The organism is Variovorax sp. ISS6, assembly GCF_056523145.1.
Genome location: NZ_JAWRZC010000001.1, coordinates 3490430 through 3514039, shown reverse-complemented (window position 1 = coordinate 3514039; position 23610 = coordinate 3490430). Strand labels below are relative to the sequence as shown.

Genomic DNA, 23610 nt, shown 5'->3' with positions numbered 1-23610 from the left:
ATTCGGTGAAGGGTTGCTTCGGCGCTCAGGGGCCGGCCAGGTGGTGCGCAAGCTCGCTCGGCACGCGCACGGGCATGTCGAGCAGCAGGAACGAGAGCGCCTTGCCGTGGGTGTCGAGGTTGAGCGCATCGTTGACGCCGCCGTCGAGCACGGCGTCGAGCACGAAGTTCATGGCGTGCAGCTTCGGCAGCAGGAAGCGCTGCACCTGCGAAGGCGCGCGGTGGCGGAACTGCTCGGCCACGCGCTCGGGCGTGAGCTGCTCGGCGAGCACGGGATAGAGCGCGGGATGCCAGGCGATGACGCTGATGTTCGAGCGATCGCCCTTGTCGCCGGTGCGGCCGTGGGCGGCGCGGTAGAGGGGGACGTCGAGGTACGGGTGTTCGGTGCTCATGCGCCCTCTCCTTCATCGAGCAGCTCGAAGCGCACCGGCACCGCCTCGCGCGGCAGCAGGCACGAGATGGTGTTGAGCCGCGGCGTGAGCGCGGTGCGCACGCCGCCGCCGCCCGCGGGTCCGCAGGTGTAGAGCGCCGTGACCTCGCGCGCCAGCCGCTCGGCCTGCGCGCGCTCGGCATGGGTGGCGGCCACGCGCAGCCGCACGTCGCGCAATCCGCTGTCGGGCGTGGCCGCGAGCGCCTGGCCGGCGTCGTCGCCGAAGATGCTCAGCGCGCCGATCAGGTCCACGCGCAGCGCGAGCCCCTCGAGCCGTTCGCGCAGCACCTGCGCCGCGAGCCGCGCCCGTGCCTCGGCACGCGGACCGGCATAGGAGATCTCGCCCTCGGCGAGCCAGCCGCCCTCGTGGCAGACGTTGACCTTGTAGTGCGCGGGCCGCGCATGGCCGCGCACGCCCGAGAGCGCCACGCGATCGGGCCCGGGCAGCGCATGCACCTCGGCCTCGGCGATGTCGGCCACCACGTCGGGCGTGAGGTACGCGGCGGGGTCGTGCACCTCGTAGAGCAGCTGTTCCTTCACCGTGGCCTCGCTCACGAGGCCGCCGGTGCCGTCGGCCTTGCCGATGGTGCAGTGGCCGTCGGCATCGATCTCGGCAATGGGAAAGCCCACGGCCGCGAGGCCCGGCACGTCCTTGTAGCCGGGGTCGGCGAAATAGCCGCCGCAGACCTGCGCGCCGCATTCGAGCAGGTGCCCCGCCATGGTCGCGCGGCCGAGCCGGTGCCAGTCGTCGGCGCGCCAGCCGAAGTGCGACAGCACGGGGCCGACGGTCAGCGAGGGATCGGCCACGCGGCCGCACACCACCACCTGCGCACCCGCGTCGAGCGCGGCGGCGATCGGCTCGGCGCCGATGTAGGCGTTGGCGCTGACCACCCGCAGCCCGTCCATCGCGACGCCGAGCGCCTCGCGCAGCAGCGCGCGGTGGGCCGGGCCCGAGAGGTCGTCGCCCTCCACCACCGCGATGCGCGGCACCGGCGCGCCGAGCTCGCGGGCCATGCGCGCGATGTGACGCGCGGCGGCGCGCGGGTTGGCGGCGCCGAAGTTGCTGACGATGCGGATGCCGTTGTCGAGGCAGCGCGCGAGCACCGGGCGCAGCATGGCGTCGAGCAGCGGTTCGTAGCCGGCCTCGGGGTCGGCACGGCGGCGCAGCTGGGCCAGCGCGAGCGTGCGCTCGGCCAGCGTCTCGAAGATCAGGAAGGCGCGCTGCCCGGCGGGGCCGTGGCGCAGGCGCGCGATCAGGGTGTCGACCACCGGTCCGGCGGCGTCGGTGCGGTCGCCGGAGAAACCGGCGGCGCATCCGATCAGGAGGGGCGGCGATGCGGGGGAATCCATGGCCGGCGACTGTAGGCACCCGCCCCCGATCCGTAAAATCGAAAGTTCGGATCGATTGATCTGGATTTCGAATAACAACGACCGAGCCCCGGAGACAAGCGATGAGCACCAGCAGCGCCGCCGCGCGCAAGACACCCGATCTCTCGACCCGCCAGCTGCGCGCCTTCCTCGCGCTGGCCGAACTGCGCAGCTTCACGCGCGCGGCGCAGGCCAGCCACCTGTCGCAGCCGGCCTTCAGCGCGCTGATCCGAACGCTCGAGGACGCGGTGGGCACGCGGCTCTTCGACCGCGACACGCGCAGCGTGCAGCTCACGCCCGAGGGCCGGCTGTTCGAGGGTTCGGCGCGCCGGCTGCTCGACGACATGGGCGGCGCCATGGCCGACCTGGCCGACCACGTGGAGCGCCGCAAGGGCCGGGTGCGCGTGGCCGCCCTGCCCTCGCTGGCCGCGGGCTGGCTGCCGAGCGTGTTCGCCGAGTTCATGCAGGCCTGGCCCGGCATCCGCGTCGACCTCGACGATGCGCTGTCCGACGCCTGCATCGCGCTGGTGCGCAGCGGCCAGGCCGACTTCGCGCTCGCGGCCTCGGGCGCGGGCGAGGCGGCCTACAGCGACCTGCGCGGCCGGCGGCTGTGCGCCGACCGCTTCCACCTGGTGTGCCGCACCGACCATCCGCTCGCGCGCGAGACCCGGCTCACGGCCAAGAAGCTCGCGCCCTGGCCCTTCATCCAGATGGCGCGCAACAGCAGCGTGCGGCAGGCGCTCGACGTGGCGCTGCATCCGCTGCGGCTCAACGCGGTGTTCGAGGTCGAGCACCTGGCCACGGTGATGGGGCTGGTCGAGGCCGGGCTCGGCATCAGCGTGGTGCCGGCGCTCACGCTGTTCCACTTCCGGCGCGAGACGCTGGTGACGCGGCCGCTGCCGCTGCCCGCGCTCACGCGCACGGTCTACCTGGTGCAGCGCAGCGAGGGCAGCCTGTCGGTGGCAGCGCAGACGCTGCACGACCTGATCGTGGCGCGGCTGGGCAAGCTCAAGCTCGACGACTTCTGATCAACCCTCGCCGCCGGCCGCCCTGGCCGCAGCAGCCACCATCTCGCGCAGCCAGGCATGCGCCGCGTCGTGGTCGTTGCGCCCGTGCCAGACCGCGCGCGTGACCACGGTGGCGGCGCGGTACGGCGGCTGGCGCTGCAGCAGTTCGCCGGTGCGCGCGAGGTAGGCGCCGAGCGAGGTCGGCACGATCGACAGCATGTCGCTCTCGCGCAGCAGCGCGGGAATGGCCAGCGAATGCGGCACGGTCACGCGCAGGCGCGGCACCTGGCCGATCGCGGCCAGGGCCTCGGCGAGCCCGGAACGGTCGAACATCTCGGACTGGCGCGCGAGCCCGCGCTCGAGGATGAAGCCGTCGACGGCGCCCTCCTCCTGCCCGCCGAGCGAGGTGGTGACCAGCGCGTACTTCGCGAGGTCGCGCACCGCGAGCTTGCGCCTGGCCGCCGGATGGCCCTTGCGCATCAGGATCACCTCGCCCTGCGACAGCAGCGTGCGCGCATTGAGCCGCGCCGGCACCTGCGAGAAGGTGCCGATGGCGAGGTCGATGCGGCCCAGGTCGATCTGCTCGGCGAGGTCGAGCCGGGTCGAGGGGCGGATCACCAGGTCGACACCGGGCGCGGCCTGCTGCAGCGCGCGCGTGAGGCCGGCGACGATGACCGCAGTGATGTGGTCGTTGGCCGCGATCGTGAAGCGGCGCGACGACAGTGCGGGATCGAAAGGCTCGACGCCCAGCGTGGCCTCGATGCGGCGCAGCGCGTCGCGCAGCGCGGGCGCCATCGCGCTCGCGCGGCCGGTGGGCTGCATGCCCTTGCCGGTGCGCACGAACAGCTCGTCGCCCACCAGTTCGCGCAGCCGCGTGAGCGCATGGCTCACGGCCGACTGGCTGAGGTTGAGCCGGCGGCCGGCCAGGATCAGGTTGCGATCCTCGAAGACCGCGTCGAAGACCTTCAGCAGGTTGAGGTCCATGCGTCCGATGCTCATGGCGCGCTTCTTCGTGAGTTGAATGCCGTGCATTCTGCGCTTGCAAAAGCGCCAGTTCCATTCAATTCGGGGCCGGCCGATCATTCGGCCACTTCACACCACGAGGCCCGCCATGAACGCACTCACACGCCGCCGCTTCACGCAGGCCGCGCTCGCCCTTCCGGCCGCCGGCTGGCTGCCGCGCGCCTTCGCGCAGTCGCAGGGCAGCCCGGGCAAGCTGCTGGTCGGCTACCCGGCCGGCGGCACGCTCGACACCACGGCGCGGCAACTCGCCGAGGCCTGGCGCAAGCAGGGCCGGTACTACCTCGTCGACAACCGCGCGGGCGCGGCCGGGCGCATCGCGAACGGCCAGCTCAAGCGCGAGAAGCCCGACGCGAGCGTGCTGCTGTGCACGCAGGCCTCGGCGCTCACGATCTACCCGCATGTCTACAGCAAGCTGGCCTACGACCCTGCCACCGACTTCGTGCCGGTCTCGCCGCTGGTGATCGCGACCTGCGCGCTGGCGGTCAGCAGCGCGGTGCCGGCTTCGGTGAAGAGCCTGCGGGATTACCTGGCCTGGGTGCGCGCCACGCCCGCCGGCGCGAGCTACGCCTCGCCGGCCGCGGGATCGGTGGCGCACTTCCTCGGCTGGCAGCTGTCGGAAGCCGGCGGTCTCAAGCTGCAGCACGTGGGCTACCGCGGCTCGGCGCCCGCGATGCAGGACCTGCTGGGCGGCCAGATCCCGGCCTACCTCGGCTTCGTCGCCGACTTCCTGCCCTATCTGCAGTCGGGCAAGCTGCGCATCCTCGCCGTGAGCGGCGAGCAGCGCTCGCGCTTCATGCCGGCCGTGCCCACCTTCGCCGAGCAGGGCTTCGCGCAGATCCGCGGCGCCGAGAACTACGGCGTGTTCGCGCCGCCCGGCACGCCCGAGGCCGGCGTGCGCGCGCTGCACGAGGCGATGGTCGTGGCCAGCAAGGACCCCGGCCTGCGCGCGGCCTTCGACCAGGTCGGCCTCGAGGTGCACACGCAGGCACCCGACGACTACGCGCGCCAGATCCGGCGCGAGCGCGAAGCCTGGGGGCCCGTGGTGCGGGCCTCGGGCTTCCGCTCGGACGAATGAACCCTCCAACCCCCACGAGCAAAGACATGAGCACGACGCACACCGACCGCGAGGAACTGATCGAGCGAAGCCTTCCCTTCCTCGAGGAGATCAAGGACATGACCACGGGCACCGAGGTCGAGCAGTGGCTCAACCGCACCCATGGCCCCGACAGCGCGCTCTACCAGTCGCTCGCGCGGCTGGTGAGGCAAGGCGTGCGCGACGGCTGGGCCGCCAACGTCGAGCTCGACGGGCCCATCTACCGCCGCAGCCGCATCGCCGAGCCCTCGGAGCGCACGCTGGGCTTCAGCATCACGGCCGTCTACATGGACAGCACCGGCAACACGCAGGGCAACCCGGGCCACGCCTACCGCGGCCAGTACCACGCCCATCCCTATGGCGAGTTCAACATGGTGGTGCCGTTGAACGAAGGCGCCGCGCTCAACGGGCCCAACGGCTGGTGCGAAGCCGGCTGGACCGCGCCCGCGCCGGGCAGCCATCACTATCCCGAGGCGCGCGGCGGCGCGGTGATCGCGCTGTTCTTCCTGCCGGCGGGGCGCATCGCCTACCACCCGGCCCCGCGGGACTGAGCGATGCAGCGGGCCGACGCTCCCACCGACAGCGCACGCCATGTCGACGCGGTGCTGCGCGCGCGCCGCTCGGTGCGCGCCTATGCGCCGCGGCCGCTGCCGCAGGCGCTGGTGCGCGAGATCCTGCAGGTGGCGGCCACGGCGCCGAGCAATTCGAACACCCAGCCCTGGCGCGTGCACGTGCTCGCCGGCGCGCCGCTGAAGGCGCTCGGCGATGCGCTCGACGCGGCCTTCGTGGCGGGCGATTTCGAGGCGCCTTCGCACTTTCCCGATCCGCTGCCCGGCCCCTTCTGCGATCACCAGTCGGCCTTCGCGGCGTGCTACTACGGCGCGCTGGGCATCGACCGCGCGGACGCCGCGGCCCGCGCGCGGCAGACGCGGCGCAACTACGGCTTCTTCGGCGCGCCGGTCGGGCTGATCTTCGGCATCGACGCGCGGCTCGCGCGCCACAGCTGGCTCGACCTCGGCCTGTTCGTGCAGAACGTGATGATCGCGGCCAAGGCGCGCGGCATCGACACCTGCCCGCAGGTCTCGTTCGCGCCCTTCCATGCGCTCATCGCGGCGCGGCTGGGCATGCCTCCCGAGGAGGTCACGGCCTGCGGCATGTCGATGGGCTGGGGCGATCCGTCGGCCGAGGTCAACCGGATGGCGATGCCGCGGCGCGCGGTCGAGGACGTCGCGCGCTTCGAGGGATTCGACGAAGCCTCGACCAGTTGAGACAAGCCGCGCCGGGCGCCGCTGGCCACAATGAAGCCCCCACCCGTGGAGGCCGCATCGATGGCACAGGCGCATGCAGCATGACGAACAGAAGGCGCTGATCCGGCGCGCGCTGGCATTGATCGCCAGCGGCGGCAGCGAGCGCGGCGAACCCTCGTTGAGTCCGGTGTCGCGCTACCTCGACCCCGAGCGCCATGTGCGCGAGGTCGAGCGCATCTTTCGCCGCCATCCGCTGGCGCTGTGCCCCGCGGCCGCGCTCTCGCAGCCCGGCGACACGCTGGCCATCGACGCGGCCGGCATGCCGCTGTTGCTGGTGCGCACGCGCGAGGGCGAGCTGCGCGGCTTCGTCAACGCCTGCCGCCATCGCGGCGCGCGGCTGCGGCCGGCCGGCGCGTCGAACCAGCGCGTGCTCGTGTGTCCGTACCACAGCTGGACCTACGGGCTCGACGGCAGCCTGCGCGGGCGGCCCGGCGAGGCCAACTTTCCGCATGCGCCGGCCGCGGACTGCCAGCTTGCGCGCATGCCGGTGGCCGAGGCGCTGGGTTTCGTCTGGGCGATTCCGCGCGTGGCCAGCGGCGAGGACGATGCGCGCATCGACATGGCAGGCTGGCTCGGCCGCTTCGGCGCCGACCTGCGCCATTGGGGCTACGACCGCTGGGTGCCCTTCGACCAGCGCGAGTTCGCGAACGCCGCCAACTGGAAGATCCCGTTCGAGGCCAACCTCGAGACCTATCACTTCCAGTACGCGCACCGCGACAGCATCGCGCAGATGTTCCACGACAACCTGCTGATCGCCGACCACGAGGGCGCGCACCAGCGCCTCTTCCTGCCCAAGCGCGGCATCGAGCGGCTGCGCGAGCTGCCCGAGGACCAGTGGCAGTTGGGGCCGCATTCGAACGTCATCTACTACTTCTTTCCCGCCACCTTCATCCTGCACGAAGGCGACCATGCGAACGCCTTCACCGTGCTGCCCGAAGCCCCCGAGCGCTCGCGCGTGATCGCGACCATGCTGATCCCCGAGCCGCCCGCGAGCGAGAAGGCCCAACGGCACTGGCAGCGCAACCTCGACTCGTACTGGGGCGCGCTGGCCGAGGACTTCGCGCTCGGCGTGTCGGTGCAGTCCACGCTCACGAGTGGCGCGCAGGCCTCGCTGTACCTCGGCGCGACCGAGTGCTGCTCGGCGAAGTTCCACGTCGACGTGGAAGCGGCGCTTTCCTGAAGCACCCCCTCGGCCATCGGTCGCGGCATGGGTCGGCTTGACATGCAGGTATTTGCCTGCATATCATTCGCTCACGCACGAACAACGACGAATGGACGCTGACAAGGTTTTCAAGGCACTGGGCGACCCGACCCGCAGGAAGCTGCTCGATCTGCTGCACGACCACAACGGGCAGACGCTCGGCGAGCTCTGCGAGCACCTGGACATGGCGCGGCAATCGGTCACGCAGCACCTCGGGCTGCTCGAGGCGGCCAACCTGGTGACCACGGTCTGGCGCGGCCGGGAGAAGCTGCACTTCATCAACCCGGTGCCGCTGCACGAGGTCTACGAGCGTTGGGTGCGCAAGTTCGAACATCAGCGGCTCACGCTGCTGCACGACCTCAAGAAGGAACTCGAAGGAGAGTGACGATGAAGCCAGAGAAGATCAGCTATGTCTACGTGACCTACATCCGCTCGACGCCCGCGAAGGTGTTCGAGGCCATCACCCGGCCCGAGATCGCGCGGCGCTACTGGGGCCACGAGAACGTCTCCGACTGGAAGCCCGGCTCGCCGTGGCAGCACGTGCGCGCCAGCGACGAGCGCCCGGTCGAGCTGGTGGGCCAGGTGGTCGAGATCGCGCCGCCGACGCGGCTGGTCATCACCTGGGCCGGCGCCTCGCAGGCGGCCGACCCCGAGGCCTACAGCCGCGTGACCTTCGACATCGTGCCGTACGAGGACATGGTGCGGCTTACCGTCACGCACGACGAACTCACGGCCGGCAGCGGCATGGCCAAGGGCATCCAGCAGGGCTGGCCGATCGTGCTGTCGAGCCTCAAGTCGCTGCTCGAGACCGGCGAGGGCATCGACGTCTTCGCGAAGCCCAAGGCGGCCTGAGGCCGCGCACCCGGAGAAACGCCATGACCCAGCCCTACACCGGCGGTTGCGCCTGCGGCGCGATCCGCTACAGCACGCCGCATGCGCCGATCTTCCAGAACCATTGCCAGTGCAGCGACTGCCGGCGGCGCAGCGGCACCGGGCACGGTTCGTACCTGACCTTTCCGGCGCGCGCCGAGATGGCGATCACCGGCGCGGCCAGCGAATGGGAGATCGCGGCCGACAGCGGCCAGCGGAAAAGCCATGCCTTCTGCCCGGTCTGCGGCACGCCTCTGTTCGTGCGCTTCTCGGGCATGCCCGAGCTGATCGCGGTGCATGCGGGCAGTCTCGACGAGCCCGAACGCTTCGCGCCGCAGGTGCTCACCTACCGCGTGCGCGGGCTGGCATGGGATGCGCTCGATCCCGCGCTGCAGGCCTTCGAGCGGATGCCGACGGCTTAGGCCAGCGCGTCGGGCACGCCCGGCACCGCGGGCTTCACGCTGTCGTCGGCGGGCGGGATCGGAATCACCGTGTCCCCTGCTTCGGCAGCAGCGACCGCCGAAGCCACCGATCCCGCGGCCTCGGCCAGCGCCGCCTGCGCGGTCGGGTTCGGCGTCGGCTCGCCGATCTTGCGCAGCGTGTTGCGGTCGGTGTGCGCAAAGGGCTCGGGCTTGCCGCGCACATCGAGCAGCGTGGTCTGCTCGTACGACCAGCTGCCGTCGTCGTGCAGCGTCACGTCGATGGTGTAGCGCAGGGTCTTGAACGCGTGCTCGAGGAAGGGGTTGGCAACGATGCCGTTGGTGTCGCCGCCGCGCACGGCCTCGAGGCGGAAGCTGCGCGCATCGGGCGCGGCCTGGCCGGTGGCCATGGCCGTGAGGCCGCGCGGGATCGACAGCGTCTGCACCAGCGCGCCGGTGGCCGGCTCCCAGAGCCAGTAGCCGACCTGGTCGTGGAAGGTCTCGACGTCGTCGGGCTTCACGATGCGCAGATGGTAGCGCAGGCCGTAGAAGATCTGCGGGCCGTTGGTCTGCGCGTCGATCGGCTGGAACTCGGCATGCTCGATGAAGGCCTCGGCCTCGGGGCCGTCCTCCTTCGGGCTCACGTCGTGGCCCATGGTGCCCATCCAGATGCCGGCCAGGCCGGTCAGCGGGCCGAGGTTGGCGAGCGTGTGCGGATCGGGCTCGGGTTCGGTGTAGATGTCCTGCGGAAACTCGGCCATAGGGCACTCCTCTTGTTCGTTGTTCGTGATGCGGTGGGAAACGGATCGGGGGCCGCCATCACTGGTCGAGCCGGATGCCGACCTTGGCGATGATCGCGCCCCACTTGCGGCCTTCGCTGTCGATGAAGGCCCTGAATTCCTCGGGCGAGCCGCCGCCCACGGCCAGCCCCTGGTTGGCGAGCAGCGTGCGCACGGCGGGGTCGCGCAGCACGGCGTTGACGTCGGCATTGATACGGCGCACCACCTCGCCCGGCGTGCCGGCGGGCGCGAACAGGCCGTTCCAGGCCAGCGACTCGAAGCCCGGGTAGCCCGATTCGGCGACCGTCGGCAGCTCCTTCATGAGCTCGAAGCGCTGCGCGCTGGTGATCGCGATCAGCTTCACGCGCTGGCCCTGGATCAGCGGCAGCAGCGCGGGCGCCACGGTGAAGAGGGCCTGCGTGTCGCCCGAGGCCAGCGAGAGCCCGGCCGGCGGCGAGCCCGCGTAGGGCACGTGCACCGCCTCGATGTGCGTGACGCTGCGCAGCAGCTCCATCGTGAGGTGCGAGGAACTGCCCGCGCCCACCGAGGCGTAGCTGAAGCGGTCGCGCTGCCCTTTCACCCAGGCGATGAACTCGGGCAGCGTGTTGGCCGGGTTGCTCGCCTGCACCGCGAGCACGTTGGGCTGCGAAGTGGTCAGCACGATCGGCAGCAGGTCGCGTGCCGGTGCGTACGGCATGCGCGCGTACATGTAGGGGCCGAAGGCGATCGGGCCGTTGAAGCCGATGCCCAGCACATGGCCGTCGGGCGGCGCCTTCGCCACCGCGTCCATGCCGATGAGCCCGCCGGCGCCGGCCTTGGTCTCGACCACCACCGGCTGCTTCCACGCGGTGCGCAGGCGGTCGGCCAGGGTGCGCGCGATCAGGTCGAGCGAGCTGCCCGCGGGCGCGGGCACGACGATGCGCACGGGCTTCACGGGCCAGTCCTGCGCCTGCGTACCCAGCGACAGGGTGCAGGCGCACAGCAGCGCGGCGATGCGGTGGAGAAGACGGGTCATGACCATCTCGACGTGCGTCAGCGCGCGGGCGACGCCGCGTGGAAGCGCTCGCGCGCCTGCCCCAGCAGCTCGACGCAGCGCGCATCGAACTCCGGTGTGTAGCGCACATCGGGCACCACGATGTTGAAGGCCGCGGGCGCGGCCGGGTCGCCCGAATCGATGGCGATGGCGATGCCCACCACGCCCGGCGTGTGCTCGCCGCGCGAATAGGCGATGCCGCTTTCGCCGACCTCCTCGAGCTGGCGCTTGAGCACCGCGAGCGTGGTGGCGGTGGCGGGCGTCTGGGCCTGCAGCCGCACGTTCTTAAGATAGGCCTGGCGCCGCGCCGCGGGCATGGCCGCGAGGATCGCCTTGCCGGCCGAGGTCGAGTAGAGCGGGAAGCTGTCGCCCACCGCCATGCGGTAGGACAGCGGCGCGCGCGACTCGGCCACGCAGGCGCGCTCGACCTCGTCGCCGCGCAGCACCGAGAACGAGGTGGCCTCGCCCGCGGTGCGCGCGAGCCAGTCGACGATGGGCCGCGCCTGCGCCATCAGCCGTTCGCGCAGGCCGCTGCCGCGCACCAGCTCGAACACGGCCGGGCCCAGCGCATAGGTGCTCTGCGCGCCGTCGAAGCCGAGGAACTCGCGCGCCACCAGATTGCGCAGCAGGTGCGTGAGGCTGCTCTTGGGGATGCCGAGCGCGATGCCGATCTCGTGATGGGTCAGCGCCCCGCCCTGGCGCGCGAGGAGTTGGAGGATGTCGAGCACCCGGTCCGCCGACTTCACGGCGGCCGATTCGGGGGGCTTGCTGTCTGCTGCGTCCATGGGTGCCTGTGCTGTGAGGTGCGCCGATTCTAGGAAGCGCGCGGCCCGCGTCCCACCGATCGACGCGCCGGGTGTTTGACAGTCGCGGTTTGCGTGTTTATATTCTGGAACAGTTCATATACATGAACAAACACCGATTCCAGACCACCTCGCGTTCAAGCATCGAAACACCTCGCCGTCTTATGCAGCGCCTCTATTTCCACGAGATCCTCGACCCCGTGCGCCAGCCCGGCGCCCACACCCGCTATCTCGAGACCCTGGGCCGCCTGGTGCGCACCGAGGGCAATGCCCGGGGTTCGGCCAGCAACGGCTGCATGGCGGCCTGGGTGCCGGTTTTCCTCACGGGGCGCTGGCCCGAGATCGTGACCTTCTGGGAGATGCAGGGCGGCTGGGAAGGCTTTGGCCGCCACTTCGATGCCACGCCCGACCTGTTCCACGAGCCGCTCGAGCGCTTCTACGGCGAGCGCACGGGCGGCTTCGACCGCGTGCTGCTGGCGGCCGACTACAGCATCGACCGCGCGCGGCTGCTGGCCGGGGGCGTGCGCGCGCCGGTCGTGCTGCAGCAGACCATCGGGCTCGAGGCCGGCGGCGCACCCGACTACCTCGCGCGGCTCGGTGAGGCCGCCGCGCGCATCGAGGGCCCGGGCGCGCCGCGCCTGTTCGGCGCCTACGAGACCGCGCTGCGCAACGGCAGCGAGGCGCTGGTGCTGTGGGCCTTCGACGACTTCGCCGCGCTCTCCGCCTTGCAGGCGCGGCCCGACTCGGTGCCCGGCTGGGCCGACTGGGCCCGCGCCGCGCGGCAGCACGAACGCACGCACACCGGCCTGGTGCTGCGGCCGGCCGACTGGTCGCCGCTGCGCTGAATCCCTTTTTTCATGACCTTCGAACCTGGAGACAACCCAATGGAACGCAGACGATTCCTCGAAAGCGGCGGCGCGCTCGGTGCCGCGGCGGCGGCCACGGTCGCCTCGGCGGCCGCGACCGCCCTGCCCGGCTGCAGCAGCGCCGCGCCGGCACCGCGCCCCTCGGGCAAGACCTTCGTGCTGGTGCACGGTGCCTGGCATGGCGCCTGGTCGTGGGAGCGGCTGACCCCGCTGCTGCGCGCCCGGGGCCACGAGGTGCGCGTGCTCACGCTCGCGGGCGTCGGCGAACGCATCGGCGAGATCTCGACCGCGATCGACCTCGAGACCCACATCGCCGACGTGACCGGCTTCATCCGCAGCCAGGACCTGCGCCAGGTGGTGCTGGTGGGCCACAGCTATGGCGGCTACCCGATCACGGGCGCGCTCGACCGGCTCGCCGCCGAGCGCCGCATCGACACGGTGGTGTACCTCGATGCCTTCGCACCGCACGACGGCGAACGCATGCTCGACTACCTCGACGCCACCGGCAAGGCCGAGCTGCAGGCCGCGCACCGCGCGGGCAATCCGCGCTGGCCCAAGCTGCCGGCCAAGGCCTTCGGCCTGGGCAATCCGGCCGACATCGCCTGGGTCGACGCGCGCCTGACCGACCACCCGAATGGCACCTACCTGCAGCCGATCTCGCTGCGCGCCGCGCCCGGCGCGGCCGCGCGCAAGCGGCTCTACATCGCGGCCTCGGCGCCCGCCATGCCGGTGTTCGACGCGCACAAGGCGCGGCTGCGCAACGACCCGGCCTGGACCTTCGTCGAGGTGCAGGGCGGCCACGACGCGATGGTCGACCACGCCGACACGATCGCGCGGCTGCTCGGTGCGCATGCCTGATTCGTCCCACCTCCTCTTGCTCCCATGAAGCTCATCCTCCAACCCGCCGCCGCGATCGCATGCCTGGCGCTGGCCGGCGTCGCGCACGCGCAGCCCGCGCCCATGCCCACGCTGCTCGAGGCCGCCACCGCGATCCGCGCGCACACCACCACCAGCTGCGAACTGGTCGAGCGCTCGTTGCGCGCGGCCGACCTGCACCAGGACCTGCATGCCTTCATCACCATCGACCGCATCGGCGCGCGCCGTGCCTGCGCCGAGGCCGACCGCGCCGTGGCGCAGGGCCGCAAGCTCGGTCGGCTGCATGGCGTGCCGGTCGCGATCAAGGACAACATCCTCGTCAAGGGCCTGCCCTTCACCGGCGGCACGCGCGCGCTGCAGGGCTATGTGGCGACGCAGGACGCGCCGGCCGTGGCGCGGCTGCGCGCCGAGGGTGCGATCGTGATCGGCAAGCTCAACCTGCACGAGCTGGCCTTCGGTGCCACCGGCAACAACTTCGCCTATGGCGCGGTGGGCAATGCCTACGACCCGAGCCGCTTCGCCGGCGGCTCGAGCGGCGGCTCGGGCGCGGCCGTGGGCGCGCGCATCGTGCCGGCCGCGCTCGGCACCGACACCGGCGGCTCGGTGCGCATCCCGGCCGCGCTCAACGGCATCGTGGGGCTGCGGCCGACCGCGGGCCGCTATTCGGGCGAAGGCGTGCTGCCGGTCTCGACCGCACGCGACACCATCGGCCCGCTGGCGCGCAGCGTGGCCGACCTGGCACTGCTCGACGAGATCCTTTCGGGCAGCCGCGGCGAGGTGCAGCCGAAGCCACCCGCCGGCCTGCGCCTGGGCGTGGCGCGCGCGGCCTTCTACGACAACGCCGACGAGGCCACGCGCCGCGCCTTCGATGCCGCGCTCGACAAGCTCAAGGGCGCGGGTGCGCAGATCGTCGAGATCGAGATCCCGCAGCTGCGCGAGGTCGCGGCCAGGGTCGCGCCGGTCACCGACTACGAGGCGCGCGTGGGCATCGCCGCCTTTCTCGCGAAGTACAAGACCGGCGTGAGCCTCGACCGGCTGGTGGCCGACATCGCGAGCCCCGACGTGGCGGCGGGTTTTCGCAACCGCATCGTGTCGGCCAGCGCGCCGACGCGCGAGGCCTACGAGACCGCGCTCAAGGTCGAGCGGCCGAAGCTGCAGGCGCTGCTGCGCGGCGCGTTCGAGAGCAACCGGCTCGACGCCCTGCTCTACCCCGTGACGCTGGCGCCGGCGCTGCCGATCCGCGGCACCGAGATGAGCGTGACGATCAACGGCCGCACCACCAGCACGCTGGCCGCCTACATCGCGAACACCGGCCCCACCAGCACGGCCGTGCTGCCGGGCGTGACGGTGCCGATCGCGCTGTCCGACGAGGGCCTGCCGATCGGCCTGGCCATCGACGGCCTGTGGAACAGCGACCGCGCGCTGCTCGCGATCGCGATGGGCATGGAAACGATCTTCCCGGCGCTGCCGGCTCCCAAGCAATGAAAGAAGGCATGACGCAAAGACAAGACATCCCCGGCGAGAACCGCTTCGACGTGATCGTGATCGGCGGCGGCAGCGCCGGCGTGGCGGCCGCGATCTCGGCCGCGCGCGGCGGCGCGCGCACCCTGCTGGTCGAATCGGCGCCGATGATCGGCGGCGAGCTGATCAGCGGCATCTCGATGCTCGGCTGCCTCTCGACGCGCGGCGACTGGATCGTGGGCGGCGTGGTCACCGAGCTGCTCGACCGGCTCAAGCCGCTGGGCGGCTACATCGGCCCGGTGTTCGACTACCGCGCGCTGCACCTAGTGTGCTTCGACACCGAGCTCATGAAGATCGCCGTGATGCAGGCCGTGGCCGAGGCCGGCGTGCACCTGCGCGTGCAGGCCTTCTTCTGCGGCATCGAGACCGGTGGCGATGAAACCCGCGTGCGGCTGATGCACAAGGGCGGCGAGGCCTGGTACGCGGCGCGCGTGGTGATCGACTGCTCGGGCGACGGCGACGTGGCGGTGGCCGCGGGCGCACCGAGCGAGCAAGGCGCGCCCGGCACCGGCGCGCTGCAGCCGCCGAGCCTGGTCTACCGCGTGTGCGGCGTCGAGACCGAACCGCTGCTGCGCTTCGTGCGCGACAACCCGGCGCACTTCGGCCTCGGCGACTACCCGGGCCTGGGCATGGATGCGCGCCAGTGCGCCGAGGCGCTGTACGCTCAGGGCCAGCCCAAGGTGCTGCTGCGCGGCACGCAGGGCCTGCTCAAGGAGGCGATCGATGCCGGCGAGATGTACCCGACCTCGGTGCTCGCGATCGTGCCGACCTCGACCGCGCGCAAGGAGGTCAGCATCAACTCGACCCAGCTCGCGGGCGTGGACGGCACGCGCGCGGCCTCGCTGAGCGAGGCGCTGCCGCAGCTGATGGCGCAGGTGTCGCAGGGCCTGGCCTTCCTGCGCCGGCGCGTGCCGGGCTTCGAGCAGGCGGCGCTGGCGGCGGTGGCGCCGAAGATCGGCGTGCGCGAGACGCGGCGCATCCTCGGCGAGCACGTGCTCGACGAGGCCGACATCATGCAGGGCCGCAAGCGCGTCGACGGCATCGCCAAGGGCGGCCACGAGCTCGACATCCTCGCGGTCGACGGCCACCGGCACGAGACCATCGCCGCGGGCGGCTCCTACGACATCCCCTACGAGTGCCTGGTGCCGCGCGGCCAGCGCCGGCTGCTGGTGGCGGGGCGCTGCATCTCGAGCACGCGCGAGGCCCAGAGCTCGGTGCGCGTGATGGGCACCTGCATGGCGATGGGCCAGGCCGCCGGCACCGCGGCGGCGCTGTGCGCGCTCGACGACGGCTGGAGCGGCGACGTGCGCGACGTGGACCGCGCACGACTGCGCCGCACGCTGATCGCCGACGGCGCCGTGCTCGAGGGGACGCTGTAGTGGGCCGCACGCTGTCGCTCGCGCACCTGAGCCTGCTCGACGCCACGCCGCCCGAGCTGGTGCGCGCGGCCGGCGAGGCGGGCTTTCGCTCGGTCGGCCTGCGCCTGCATCCGGCCCGGCCGGGCGAGGCGCCGCATCCGATGCACGAAGGCTCGCCGATGCTGGCCGAGACGCGCGCGCTGATGAGCGCGCTGGACGTGAAGGTGCACGACGTCGAGGTGGTGCGGCTGTCGGCCGGCTTCGAGGCGCGGCGCTTCGAGCCGATGCTGGCGGTGGCGGCGTCGCTGGGGGCGCGCTGGCTGGTGGTGAATGGCGACGACGACGATCACGCGCGGGCCGCCGCCCACCTCGCGGCGCTCGGCGAGATCGCGGGTGCGCATGGCCTCTCGCTCGGGCTCGAGTTCATGGTCTACACGGCCGTGCCCACGCTCGATGCCGCGCTGCGGCTGGTGCGCGAGACCGGGCGATCGAACGTGCATGTGCTGGTCGACACGCTGCACTTCTTTCGCAGCGGCGCGACGGCCGATCGCATCGCGCGCACGCCGGGAATCGCGCGCAGCTGGGCGCAGTTCAGCGATGCACCCGCGCGGCGCCATCCGGCCCTGTCGCCCGGCGAGGAAGCACGCGCGCACCGCCTGCTGCCGGGCGAAGGCGCGCTGCCGCTGGCGGATGTGCTCGATGCGGTGGCGGCCGATGCCGTGCTGTCGATCGAGGCGCCCTCGGCCGTGCGCCGCCATCACCTCGGCATGGCAAGGCGCGCCGAACTGGCGTACACCACGGCCAGGCGCTGGCTCGATGCCGTCGCACGACCGCAGCAGGAACACGCACATGCCCTTCACTGACACGAACGTCTCTCTTCAACCCGCGCTGCGGCTCGACGGCCGCACCGCGGTGCTCGGCATCCTCGGCGACCCGGTCGCGCAGGTGAAGGCGCCCGCGCCGCTCACGGCCCGGCTGCAGCAGGCGGGCCTCAATGCCGTGCTGGTGCCGATGCATGTGCGCGCCGACGACGTGGCGGCCCTGCTGCCTGCGCTGCTCACGCTGCACAACCTCGCGGGCTTCATCGTCACCGTGCCGCACAAGCAGCGCGTGGCGGACCTGCTCGGCGATGGCCTGCTGCCCGGTGCCGAGCGTGCCAACGCCGCCAACGTGGTGCGCCGCACCGCGCAGGGCGGCTGGCAGGGCGAGCTGCTCGATGGCAGCGGCTTCGTGGCGGGACTGCGCGCCGCTGGCTTCGATCCGCGCGGACGCGCGGCCTGCATCGCGGGCGCGGGCGGCGCGGCCTCGGCCATTGCCTTCGCACTCGCCGATGCCGGCGCGCGCTCGGTGCGCGTGTGCGACATCGACGCGGCGAAAGCCGAAGCACTCGCACGGCAGTTGCAATTGCATGGCGTCGAGGCCAGCACCTGGAACGGCCGCGAGCCCGGCGAGGCCGAACTGCTGGTGAACGCCACGCCGGTCGGCATGCGCGCGGACGATCCACTGCCCGTGCCCGCCAGCGCGCTGCGCACCGGCCTCTGGGTGGCCGAGGTCATCATGGCGCCGGCCGTCACGCCGCTGCTGCAGGTGGCGCGCGAGCGCGGCTGCATCGCGCACGAAGGCCGCCACATGATGGAGCGGCAGCTCGGGTTGATGGCCGATTTCTTCGCACCCGCGATCCTCGCGATCGCGCCCGAGCGGCTCGAGGTGGCGGCATGACGCGCGCCTTCATCGACGGCTTCGAGCCGCGCATCGTCGACGTGGGCGAGGCGCGGATCTTCGCGGAGATCGGCGGCTCGGGCCCGCCCCTGCTGCTGCTCCACGGCTACCCGCAGACGCATGCGGCCTGGCACCGCATGGCGCCGGTGCTCGCGCGCCACTACACGGTGATGGCGGCCGACCTGCGCGGCTACGGCGACAGCCTCGGCCCGCCCGGCGATCCGCTGCACGCGGCGCACAGCAAGCGCGCGGTGGCGGCCGACCAGGCGGCGCTGATGCGCGCGCTGGGCTTCGAGCGCTTCGCGGTGATCGGCCACGACCGCGGCGCGCGCGTCGCGCACCGGCTGTGCCTCGATCATCCGGAACGCGTCGCGGCCTTCGGCTCGATCACCGTGATTCCCACCGTCGACATGTGGGCGCGCGCGAACAAGGACTTCGGCCTCAAGAGCTGGCACTGGTTCATGCTGGCCCAGCCCTTCGACCTGCCCGAGCGCCTGCTCGCGGCCGACCCGGCCTTCTTCCTCGACTGGACGCTGCGCAACATGGTGCGGCGCTTCGACGCGGTGACGCCCGAGGCCCATGCCGAGTACCTGCGCGCCTTCTCGCGCGAGAGCGTGCGCCACGCGATGATCGAGGACTACCGCGCCGCCGCGTCGATCGACCTCGAACACGACGAACACGGCCGTGCCGCCGGCGAGCGCGTGCGCTGCCCGGTGCATGTGCTGTGGGAGCGCGGGCGCTTCCCGGCCGAACGCACGCCGATCCACATCTGGCGCGACGCGACCGCCGAAGGCACGCCCGTGGGTGGCGGCGAGATCGACTGCGGCCACCTGATGATGGAAGAGGCCCCCGAGGCGGTGCTCGCCGAGCTGCTGCCCTTCCTGCGCGCGCACTGGCCTTCGCCGGGCACCGCGCATCCGAGCCACATCCCCTGAACACGAACCCGAGGGCGCATCGCACGCCCTCTTCCTGGAGACATGCCATGACTTTCAGCCACCGCCTTCTTTCGCCGCGCCGCGCGCTGCTGCTCGCCGCCGGCCTCGCGCTGGCCACGCCCCTGCATGCCATCGCGCAGGGCGCCTATCCCTCGAAGCCGATCCACCTCGTGGTGGGCTTCCCGCCCGGCGGGCCGGCCGACCTCGCGGCGCGCATCGTCGGCGAGAAGCTCGCGCAGGACCTGCGCCAGCCGGTGCTGGTCGAGAACCGGCCCGGCGCCTCGCAGAACATCGCGGCCGACTACGTGGCCAAGAGCACGGCCGACGGCTACACGCTGCTGATGGGCAGCACCGCGGTGGTGGTGAACCACTTCCTCTACAAGGACATGCGCTTCGACGTGTTCAACGACCTGGTGCCCGTGGGCACGGCCGCGCGCACGCCGCTGATGGTGGTGGCCAATCCGCGCTTCGCCGCGAAGAACATGAAGGAGCTGGTGGCCGCCGCCAAGGCCGCGCCCGGCAAGATCAACTACGGCTCGGGCGTGCGCGCGAGCACCACGCACCTGGCGGTGGAAGCCTTCAAGGCGCAGGCCGGCATCGAGGTCTCGAACATCCCCTACCAGGGCGCGGGGCCGATGCTGACCGACCTCATGGGCGGCCAGGTCAGCTTCGCCTTCGACACCATGGTGACCTCGATGCCGCTGGTGAAGGCCGGCCGATTGCATGCGCTGGCGGTCACGAGCGCCACGCGCTCGCCGATCGCGCCCGAGCTGCCGACCGTGGCCGAGTCGGGCTACCCGGGCTTCGAGGCCATCGGCTGGTTCGGCATCCTCGCGCCCAAGGGCACGCCGCAGCCTGTGGTGCAGCGACTCAATGCCTCGCTGCAGAAGGTGCTGGCCGCGCCCGACGTGGCGCAGCGCCTGGCCGGCGCGGGCGGCGACGTGCTGCCGGGCACGCCCGAGGACTTCGCGCGGCTGATGCGCAGCGAATCGGAGAAATGGGGCGGCGTGATCAAGCGCGTGGGCATCACGCTCGACTGAGCAGCGACTTCAGAGCGCGGCGATCGCGGCCTGCCGCGCGCGGTCGATCTCCGCGTGATTGGCCTCGGCCCAGCGGTCGACCGCGATCAGCGTGCGGCTCAGCGACAGCCCGAGCTGGCTCAGCCGGTACTCGACGTGCGGCGGCACGGTCTGGTGGTCCTCGCGCAGCACCAGGCCATTGATCTCGAGATCGCGCAGGGTCTGCGTGAGCATCTTCTGCGAGATGCCGCCGACCCGGCGCAGCAGTTCGTTGTTGCGCAGCGGCTCGTCGCGCAGCAGCGGAATGACCAGCAGCGCCCACTTGTTGGCGACGAGCTCGAGCACGCGGCGCGAGGGACAGCCGGCGCTCCAGACGTCGGCGGGCGCGGCCTCTGCCACGGCGGCGGGTTTCTTCGATGCGGGCATGGCGATTCCCATGGTTACCAGAAGGTGCGTACTTGTGGCTTGGTGCCTGGGCCGGAATTATCCGTTTCCACATCAACCCTGCACACGACGGAGGAACGGATCATGGGATGGTTGTTACTGCTGGCGGCCGGCGTGGTCGAGATCGCGATGGCCGCGGCGCTCAAGCGCTCGGAGGACTGGACCCGGCTCTGGCCCTCGGTCGTCGGCGTGGCGAGCGCGCTGCTGAGCATCTTCCTGCTCGCCAGGTCGCTGCGCTATCTGCCGTTGGGCCCGGCCTATGCGGTGTGGACCGGCATCGGCTCGGTCGGCGTGGTGCTGATGGGCGTGCTCGCCTTCGGCGAGGCGCTGTCGGGTCCGCGCATGGCCTGCATCGCGCTGGTGGTGGCGGGCACCGTCGGCCTGCGCACGCTGGAGGGCTGAGCGGCATGGCTTCGACGATCCTTCACATCCAGGCCTCGCCCTCGGGCGGGCGCTCGCGCTCGATCGACACGGCACGGCATTTCCTGCAGCGGCTGCGCGAGCGCGACCCCTCGGCCGAGATCCGCACCCTCGACGTCTGGGCGCTCGACCTGCCGCCCTTCGACGCCACCATGATCGATGCCAAGTTCGCGGTGCTGCGCGCGCAAACCGCCACCGACGAACAACGGCTGCACTGGCGGCGCGCCGTGCGCCTCGCGCAGGAGTTCAACGCGGCCGACAAGTACGTGTTCAGCCTGCCGATGTGGAACTTCGGCCTGCCCTACCGGCTGAAGCACTACATCGACGTCGTGACCCTGCCGGGCGAGAACTGGCGCTGGTCGGCGCAGGAGGGCTACACGGGGCTGCTGCATGGCAAGCGCGCGGCGCTGGTCTATTCGAGCGCGAGCGACTACCCGGTGGGCCTGCCCTCGCATGCGCGCGATTTCCAGAAGCCGTACATGCGCACCTGGCTCGAGTTCCTCGGCATCGTCGACGTGGTGGAGCTGGCCGTGGCACCGACGCTGGCGCCGCCCGAGGCGGTGGCCGCGAACCTCGCGCGCGCCAGGGCGCGGGCCGACGAGCTCGCGCGCGACTTCTAACGCGTCGGCTCGCCCACGCCGTCGAAGCGCTGCGCGAGCCACACCAGCAGCGGCATCGCCACGGCCCACACGACGGCCAGCACCACGAGCGCCGGTACCCGGTCGACGAACTGGGCCGCGCCCAGCTTCACGCCCGCGACGAACGACGCCGGCCCGCAGACCGCGCCCAGCACGGCCGCGAGCAGGTAGCGCCGCCGCAGCCAGCGCAAGGTGACGTTGAGCGCGATCGCGAACAGGCCCCATAGCGCGACCATCCAGTACGGCGCGAGCTGCGCGACCGGCTGCCCCGAGGGGTAGCGCACCAGCCCGCCGAGCGCATGGCCGGTCTCGATCACCACGCCCAGCGCGCAGGCGATGGCCACCAGCCGGGCCTCCTGCGCGGGCCGGGCCGACACCCACAGGTGCCAGGCGATCGCCGCCGCGACGCAGGCCGTGCCCCACAGCGGATGGCCATGCGCCGCGCCGAGCACGGCCGCGAACCAGGCGAGCTGGAACACGACGAAATTGGCGATCCGGATGGCGGTCATGGCAACAGGTACGCGCGCCGCGGCGATCCGGATGCCGCGATCTACATCGCGGGTGCGCGCGTGCGTGCCGCCGCGCGGCGCAGGCTCTGCGGCGGCTGGCCGAAAGCGCGGTGGAAGGCGCGCCGCATGCGCTCGGGATCGGAGAAGCCGGTCTGCGCCGCGATGCGGTCGACCGACTGGCCGCCCTCCTCGATCAGGATGCGCGCGGTCTCCACGCGCAGCTTCTCGATCGCGCGCGCCGGCGACTGGCCCGTTTCGGCCAGGAAGGCGCGGCTGAACTGGCGCGGGCTCAGGTGCGCCACCTCGGCGAGCTGGTCGACCGAGAGGTTCCTGTGCAGGTTCTTCTTCGCATAGTCGAGCGCCTGCTGGATGCGGTCGGTGCGCGGCTCGAGCTCGAGCAGCGCCGAGAACTGAGACTGCCCGCCCGCGCGCCGGTGGTAGATGACCAGCTTGCGCGCCACCGCGCGCGACAGCTCGAGGCCCAGGTCGCCCTCGACCAGCGCGAGCGCGAGGTCGATGCAGGCGGTCATGCCGGCCGAGGTCCAGACCGGGCCGTCCTGGATGAAGATGCCGTCCTCCTCCACCTTGATCGCCGGAAAGCCGCGCTGCAGCTCGCGCGCGAAGTGCCAGTGCGTGGTGGCGCGGCGACCGTCGAGCAGGCCGGCCTCGGCCAGCACGAAGGCGCCGGTGCAGATGCTGCCCAGGCGCCGCGTGCGCGGCAGCGCGCGGCGCAGGAAATCGAGCAGCCCGCCCGAACTCGGCGGCACCGTGGTCGAGCCCGCGACCAGCAGCGTGTCGAAGCGGCGCCGGTCGAAGGCGCGCGAATCGACCGTGACGCCGGCCGTGCTGGCCACCGGGCCGCCGTGCTCCGACAGCACCTCGAGCTCGTAGACCGCGCGCCCCGCCTCGGCGTTCGCGAGCTCGAAAACCGAGAGGGCCACCAGGTCGAGGATCTGGAAACCGGGAAAGACGACGAGGCCGATGCGCTGGGTCATGATGTCTTTAAATGAGGGAAACATGTCATTTGAGACATCAGTGTCCGACCCAAACTCCTGGCTGTCAAACCACCTTTCCTCATCCCCTTCGACATCCAAGGACCTTTCCCATGAGCTCGCAAGACATCGCCATCTCCGCCCCCGGCAAGGGCACCGCGCTGATCACCGGCGCTTCCACCGGCATCGGCGCCGTCTACGCCGACCGCCTCGCGCGCCGCGGCTACGACCTCGTGCTGGTGGCGCGCAACAAGGAGCGCCTCGAAGCCCTGGCCGAACGGCTGGTGCGGGAGACCGGCCGCCGCGTCGAGGTGCTCGCGGCCGACCTCACGGCCACCGCCGACCTGCGCCGGGTCGAGGAGCGGCTGCGCAGCGACGAACGCATCACCCTGCTGCTCAACAACGCCGGCCTCGGCGCCACCGCGACCCTGCTCGATTCCGACCCCGACCAGATCGACACCATGATCCAGCTCAACGTGGTCGCGCTCACGCGCCTCACGCGCGCCGTGGCCCCCGGCTTCGTCGCGCGCGGCGGCGGCGCGCTGATCAACATCGCCTCGATCGTCGCGCTCTCGCCCGAGCTGCTCAACGGCAGCTACAGCGGCAGCAAGGCCTATGTGGTCAACCTGAGCCAGTCGCTGCACCACGAGCTCGGCGCCAAGGGCGTGAAGGTGCAGGCCGTGCTGCCGGGCGCCACGCGCACCGACTTCTGGGGCATCGCGGGCGTGCCGGTCGAGCACCTGCCGCAGGAGATCGTGATGTCGGCCGAGGACCTGGTCGACAGCGCCCTGGCCGGCTTCGACGCGGGCGAGCTGATCACCATCCCCTCGCTGCCCGACGTGGAAGACTGGACGCGCTTCGACGCCGCGCGCCAGGCGCTGGGCCCGAACCTGTCGCGCAGCGTGCCGGCGGCGCGCTACGCGAACGCGGCGACAGCAACAGCAGCCTGAGCGGCGCGCGCTCGCGGCCCGCGCCTTGACC

Annotated in this window: 27 protein-coding genes and 1 pseudogene; 19 read left to right on the top strand and 9 right to left on the bottom strand. The window is 71.9% G+C overall.

Annotated features, from left to right (window positions below; genetic code table 11):
- Window positions 1–25 precede the first annotated feature (25 nt).
- Together AC1HIL_RS16180 and AC1HIL_RS16175 are read right to left on the bottom strand one after the other, a co-directional pair.
- The gene (locus tag AC1HIL_RS16180) at window positions 26–391 is read right to left on the bottom strand and encodes an AtuA-related protein (RefSeq protein WP_296734831.1); all 366 of its coding nucleotides are present in this window, start codon (window positions 389–391) and stop codon (window positions 26–28) included.
- On the bottom strand, window positions 388–1779 hold the full coding sequence (locus tag AC1HIL_RS16175; protein WP_479672172.1) for an acyclic terpene utilization AtuA family protein: 1392 nt from the start codon (window positions 1777–1779) through the stop codon (window positions 388–390). The genes AC1HIL_RS16180 and AC1HIL_RS16175 overlap by 4 nt, the downstream gene beginning before the upstream one ends.
- 101 nt (window positions 1780–1880) lie before the next feature.
- On the opposite strand from AC1HIL_RS16175, the gene AC1HIL_RS16170 reads away from it, so the two are divergent.
- A complete protein-coding gene (locus AC1HIL_RS16170) occupies window positions 1881–2825 on the top strand; it encodes a LysR family transcriptional regulator (protein ID WP_479672171.1) in 945 nt (314 codons plus the stop codon).
- On the opposite strand, the gene AC1HIL_RS16165 is transcribed toward AC1HIL_RS16170, so the two are convergent.
- Window positions 2826–3803 (bottom strand): LysR family transcriptional regulator, encoded by a 978-nt coding sequence (locus AC1HIL_RS16165; protein ID WP_479672170.1) that lies wholly within the window; start codon window positions 3801–3803, stop codon window positions 2826–2828.
- Between the two features lie 112 nt (window positions 3804–3915).
- Between AC1HIL_RS16165 and AC1HIL_RS16160 the strand changes: the two genes are divergently transcribed.
- From AC1HIL_RS16160 to AC1HIL_RS16130, 7 genes are all read left to right on the top strand, one after another.
- Window positions 3916–4902 carry a tripartite tricarboxylate transporter substrate-binding protein gene (locus AC1HIL_RS16160; protein ID WP_479672169.1) on the top strand — a complete coding sequence of 329 codons (987 nt, stop codon included), beginning with the start codon at window positions 3916–3918 and terminating at the stop codon, window positions 4900–4902.
- Between the two features lie 26 nt (window positions 4903–4928).
- A complete protein-coding gene (locus AC1HIL_RS16155; RefSeq protein WP_479672168.1) occupies window positions 4929–5471 on the top strand; it encodes a 4-hydroxylaminobenzoate lyase in 543 nt (180 codons plus the stop codon).
- A gap of 3 nt (window positions 5472–5474) precedes the next feature.
- Window positions 5475–6188 (top strand): nitroreductase, encoded by a 714-nt coding sequence (locus AC1HIL_RS16150; protein WP_479672167.1) that lies wholly within the window; start codon window positions 5475–5477, stop codon window positions 6186–6188.
- A gap of 73 nt (window positions 6189–6261) precedes the next feature.
- A complete protein-coding gene (locus AC1HIL_RS16145) occupies window positions 6262–7407 on the top strand; it encodes an aromatic ring-hydroxylating oxygenase subunit alpha (protein WP_479672166.1) in 1146 nt (381 codons plus the stop codon).
- A 91-nt stretch (window positions 7408–7498) separates the two neighbouring features.
- On the top strand, window positions 7499–7813 hold the full coding sequence (locus AC1HIL_RS16140) for an ArsR/SmtB family transcription factor (protein WP_093342757.1): 315 nt from the start codon (window positions 7499–7501) through the stop codon (window positions 7811–7813).
- 2 nt (window positions 7814–7815) lie between these two features.
- Window positions 7816–8280, top strand: coding sequence for an SRPBCC family protein (locus AC1HIL_RS16135; protein WP_296729296.1), 465 nt, complete (start codon window positions 7816–7818; stop codon window positions 8278–8280).
- 23 nt (window positions 8281–8303) lie between these two features.
- The gene (locus AC1HIL_RS16130; protein ID WP_413763862.1) at window positions 8304–8720 is read left to right on the top strand and encodes a GFA family protein; all 417 of its coding nucleotides are present in this window, start codon (window positions 8304–8306) and stop codon (window positions 8718–8720) included.
- A gap of 125 nt (window positions 8721–8845) precedes the next feature.
- On the opposite strand, the pseudogene AC1HIL_RS16125 reads toward AC1HIL_RS16130, so the two are convergent.
- From AC1HIL_RS16125 to AC1HIL_RS16115, 3 genes and pseudogenes are all read right to left on the bottom strand, one after another.
- Window positions 8846–9478 (bottom strand): annotated as a pseudogene (locus tag AC1HIL_RS16125) (FABP family protein); the annotation flags it as partial.
- 58 nt (window positions 9479–9536) lie between these two features.
- Window positions 9537–10511 carry a Bug family tripartite tricarboxylate transporter substrate binding protein gene (locus AC1HIL_RS16120; protein WP_261211010.1) on the bottom strand — a complete coding sequence of 325 codons (975 nt, stop codon included), beginning with the start codon at window positions 10509–10511 and terminating at the stop codon, window positions 9537–9539.
- 17 nt (window positions 10512–10528) lie between these two features.
- A complete protein-coding gene (locus AC1HIL_RS16115) occupies window positions 10529–11314 on the bottom strand; it encodes an IclR family transcriptional regulator (RefSeq protein WP_057596327.1) in 786 nt (261 codons plus the stop codon).
- Between the two features lie 182 nt (window positions 11315–11496).
- On the opposite strand from AC1HIL_RS16115, the gene AC1HIL_RS16110 reads away from it, so the two are divergent.
- Genes AC1HIL_RS16110 through AC1HIL_RS16075 form a run of 8 tightly spaced genes read left to right on the top strand, consistent with a single transcriptional unit; the run spans window position 11497 to window position 19647 of the window.
- Window positions 11497–12177: an NIPSNAP family protein gene (locus AC1HIL_RS16110; protein ID WP_261211011.1), complete on the top strand. Its 681-nt coding sequence runs from the start codon at window positions 11497–11499 to the stop codon at window positions 12175–12177.
- 39 nt (window positions 12178–12216) lie between these two features.
- Window positions 12217–13056, top strand: a complete 840-nt coding sequence (locus AC1HIL_RS16105) for an alpha/beta hydrolase family protein (protein WP_479672165.1) — start codon at window positions 12217–12219, stop codon at window positions 13054–13056.
- Between the two features lie 24 nt (window positions 13057–13080).
- Window positions 13081–14559: an amidase family protein gene (locus AC1HIL_RS16100; protein WP_479672164.1), complete on the top strand. Its 1479-nt coding sequence runs from the start codon at window positions 13081–13083 to the stop codon at window positions 14557–14559.
- Window positions 14560–14567: 8 nt separating this feature from the next.
- On the top strand, window positions 14568–15974 hold the full coding sequence (locus AC1HIL_RS16095) for an FAD-dependent oxidoreductase (RefSeq protein ID WP_479672163.1): 1407 nt from the start codon (window positions 14568–14570) through the stop codon (window positions 15972–15974).
- Entirely contained in the window at window positions 15974–16816 is an 843-nt protein-coding gene (locus AC1HIL_RS16090; protein ID WP_479672162.1) for a sugar phosphate isomerase/epimerase family protein, read from the top strand. The genes AC1HIL_RS16095 and AC1HIL_RS16090 overlap by 1 nt, the downstream gene beginning before the upstream one ends.
- A complete protein-coding gene (locus tag AC1HIL_RS16085) occupies window positions 16803–17672 on the top strand; it encodes a shikimate dehydrogenase family protein (RefSeq protein ID WP_479672161.1) in 870 nt (289 codons plus the stop codon). The genes AC1HIL_RS16090 and AC1HIL_RS16085 overlap by 14 nt, the downstream gene beginning before the upstream one ends.
- Window positions 17669–18607: an alpha/beta fold hydrolase gene (locus tag AC1HIL_RS16080; RefSeq protein ID WP_479672160.1), complete on the top strand. Its 939-nt coding sequence runs from the start codon at window positions 17669–17671 to the stop codon at window positions 18605–18607. Before AC1HIL_RS16085 ends, AC1HIL_RS16080 begins: the two co-directional genes overlap by 4 nt.
- 47 nt (window positions 18608–18654) lie before the next feature.
- The gene (locus AC1HIL_RS16075; protein ID WP_479672159.1) at window positions 18655–19647 is read left to right on the top strand and encodes a tripartite tricarboxylate transporter substrate binding protein; all 993 of its coding nucleotides are present in this window, start codon (window positions 18655–18657) and stop codon (window positions 19645–19647) included.
- Window positions 19648–19656: 9 nt separating this feature from the next.
- On the opposite strand, the gene AC1HIL_RS16070 is transcribed toward AC1HIL_RS16075, so the two are convergent.
- A complete protein-coding gene (locus AC1HIL_RS16070) occupies window positions 19657–20052 on the bottom strand; it encodes a winged helix-turn-helix transcriptional regulator (protein WP_479672158.1) in 396 nt (131 codons plus the stop codon).
- Window positions 20053–20154: 102 nt separating this feature from the next.
- Between AC1HIL_RS16070 and AC1HIL_RS16065 the strand changes: the two genes are divergently transcribed.
- Entirely contained in the window at window positions 20155–20472 is a 318-nt protein-coding gene (locus tag AC1HIL_RS16065) for a DMT family transporter (RefSeq protein WP_422097367.1), read from the top strand.
- Between the two features lie 5 nt (window positions 20473–20477).
- Window positions 20478–21110, top strand: coding sequence for an FMN-dependent NADH-azoreductase (locus AC1HIL_RS16060; protein WP_479672157.1), 633 nt, complete (start codon window positions 20478–20480; stop codon window positions 21108–21110).
- On the opposite strand, the gene AC1HIL_RS16055 is transcribed toward AC1HIL_RS16060, so the two are convergent.
- Both AC1HIL_RS16055 and AC1HIL_RS16050 read right to left on the bottom strand, forming a co-directional pair.
- Window positions 21107–21637, bottom strand: coding sequence for a DUF2878 domain-containing protein (locus tag AC1HIL_RS16055; RefSeq protein WP_479672156.1), 531 nt, complete (start codon window positions 21635–21637; stop codon window positions 21107–21109). The two genes, AC1HIL_RS16060 and AC1HIL_RS16055, sit on opposite strands and share 4 nt — an antisense overlap.
- A gap of 41 nt (window positions 21638–21678) precedes the next feature.
- Window positions 21679–22632 (bottom strand): GlxA family transcriptional regulator, encoded by a 954-nt coding sequence (locus AC1HIL_RS16050; RefSeq protein ID WP_479672155.1) that lies wholly within the window; start codon window positions 22630–22632, stop codon window positions 21679–21681.
- Window positions 22633–22742: 110 nt separating this feature from the next.
- Between AC1HIL_RS16050 and AC1HIL_RS16045 the strand changes: the two genes are divergently transcribed.
- Window positions 22743–23579: an SDR family NAD(P)-dependent oxidoreductase gene (locus tag AC1HIL_RS16045; RefSeq protein WP_479672154.1), complete on the top strand. Its 837-nt coding sequence runs from the start codon at window positions 22743–22745 to the stop codon at window positions 23577–23579.
- The last annotated feature ends 31 nt before the right edge of the window (window positions 23580–23610 follow it).

Excerpts from the sequence above, each read along its gene's own strand:
- AC1HIL_RS16120 (WP_261211010.1), bottom strand. The coding sequence starts at position 10,511 with ATGACCCGTCTTCTCCACCGCATCGCCGCGCTGCTGTGCGCCTGCACC.
- AC1HIL_RS16150 (WP_479672167.1), top strand. The coding sequence starts at position 5,475 with ATGCAGCGGGCCGACGCTCCCACCGACAGCGCACGCCATGTCGACGCG.
- AC1HIL_RS16165 (WP_479672170.1), bottom strand. The coding sequence starts at position 3,803 with ATGAGCATCGGACGCATGGACCTCAACCTGCTGAAGGTCTTCGACGCG.
- AC1HIL_RS16085 (WP_479672161.1), top strand. The coding sequence starts at position 16,803 with ATGCCCTTCACTGACACGAACGTCTCTCTTCAACCCGCGCTGCGGCTC.
- AC1HIL_RS16180 (WP_296734831.1), bottom strand. The coding sequence starts at position 391 with ATGAGCACCGAACACCCGTACCTCGACGTCCCCCTCTACCGCGCCGCC.
- AC1HIL_RS16055 (WP_479672156.1), bottom strand. The coding sequence starts at position 21,637 with ATGACCGCCATCCGGATCGCCAATTTCGTCGTGTTCCAGCTCGCCTGG.
- AC1HIL_RS16070 (WP_479672158.1), bottom strand. The coding sequence starts at position 20,052 with ATGCCCGCATCGAAGAAACCCGCCGCCGTGGCAGAGGCCGCGCCCGCC.
- AC1HIL_RS16175 (WP_479672172.1), bottom strand. The coding sequence starts at position 1,779 with ATGGATTCCCCCGCATCGCCGCCCCTCCTGATCGGATGCGCCGCCGGT.
- AC1HIL_RS16095 (WP_479672163.1), top strand. The coding sequence starts at position 14,568 with ATGACGCAAAGACAAGACATCCCCGGCGAGAACCGCTTCGACGTGATC.
- AC1HIL_RS16075 (WP_479672159.1), top strand. The coding sequence starts at position 18,655 with ATGACTTTCAGCCACCGCCTTCTTTCGCCGCGCCGCGCGCTGCTGCTC.
- AC1HIL_RS16050 (WP_479672155.1), bottom strand. The coding sequence starts at position 22,632 with ATGACCCAGCGCATCGGCCTCGTCGTCTTTCCCGGTTTCCAGATCCTC.
- AC1HIL_RS16065 (WP_422097367.1), top strand. The coding sequence starts at position 20,155 with ATGGGATGGTTGTTACTGCTGGCGGCCGGCGTGGTCGAGATCGCGATG.
- AC1HIL_RS16060 (WP_479672157.1), top strand. The coding sequence starts at position 20,478 with ATGGCTTCGACGATCCTTCACATCCAGGCCTCGCCCTCGGGCGGGCGC.
- AC1HIL_RS16110 (WP_261211011.1), top strand. The coding sequence starts at position 11,497 with ATGCAGCGCCTCTATTTCCACGAGATCCTCGACCCCGTGCGCCAGCCC.
- AC1HIL_RS16145 (WP_479672166.1), top strand. The coding sequence starts at position 6,262 with ATGCAGCATGACGAACAGAAGGCGCTGATCCGGCGCGCGCTGGCATTG.
- AC1HIL_RS16115 (WP_057596327.1), bottom strand. The coding sequence starts at position 11,314 with ATGGACGCAGCAGACAGCAAGCCCCCCGAATCGGCCGCCGTGAAGTCG.
- AC1HIL_RS16100 (WP_479672164.1), top strand. The coding sequence starts at position 13,081 with ATGAAGCTCATCCTCCAACCCGCCGCCGCGATCGCATGCCTGGCGCTG.
- AC1HIL_RS16140 (WP_093342757.1), top strand. The coding sequence starts at position 7,499 with ATGGACGCTGACAAGGTTTTCAAGGCACTGGGCGACCCGACCCGCAGG.
- AC1HIL_RS16080 (WP_479672160.1), top strand. The coding sequence starts at position 17,669 with ATGACGCGCGCCTTCATCGACGGCTTCGAGCCGCGCATCGTCGACGTG.
- AC1HIL_RS16170 (WP_479672171.1), top strand. The coding sequence starts at position 1,881 with ATGAGCACCAGCAGCGCCGCCGCGCGCAAGACACCCGATCTCTCGACC.
- AC1HIL_RS16155 (WP_479672168.1), top strand. The coding sequence starts at position 4,929 with ATGAGCACGACGCACACCGACCGCGAGGAACTGATCGAGCGAAGCCTT.
- AC1HIL_RS16160 (WP_479672169.1), top strand. The coding sequence starts at position 3,916 with ATGAACGCACTCACACGCCGCCGCTTCACGCAGGCCGCGCTCGCCCTT.
- AC1HIL_RS16045 (WP_479672154.1), top strand. The coding sequence starts at position 22,743 with ATGAGCTCGCAAGACATCGCCATCTCCGCCCCCGGCAAGGGCACCGCG.
- AC1HIL_RS16105 (WP_479672165.1), top strand. The coding sequence starts at position 12,217 with ATGGAACGCAGACGATTCCTCGAAAGCGGCGGCGCGCTCGGTGCCGCG.
- AC1HIL_RS16130 (WP_413763862.1), top strand. The coding sequence starts at position 8,304 with ATGACCCAGCCCTACACCGGCGGTTGCGCCTGCGGCGCGATCCGCTAC.
- AC1HIL_RS16135 (WP_296729296.1), top strand. The coding sequence starts at position 7,816 with ATGAAGCCAGAGAAGATCAGCTATGTCTACGTGACCTACATCCGCTCG.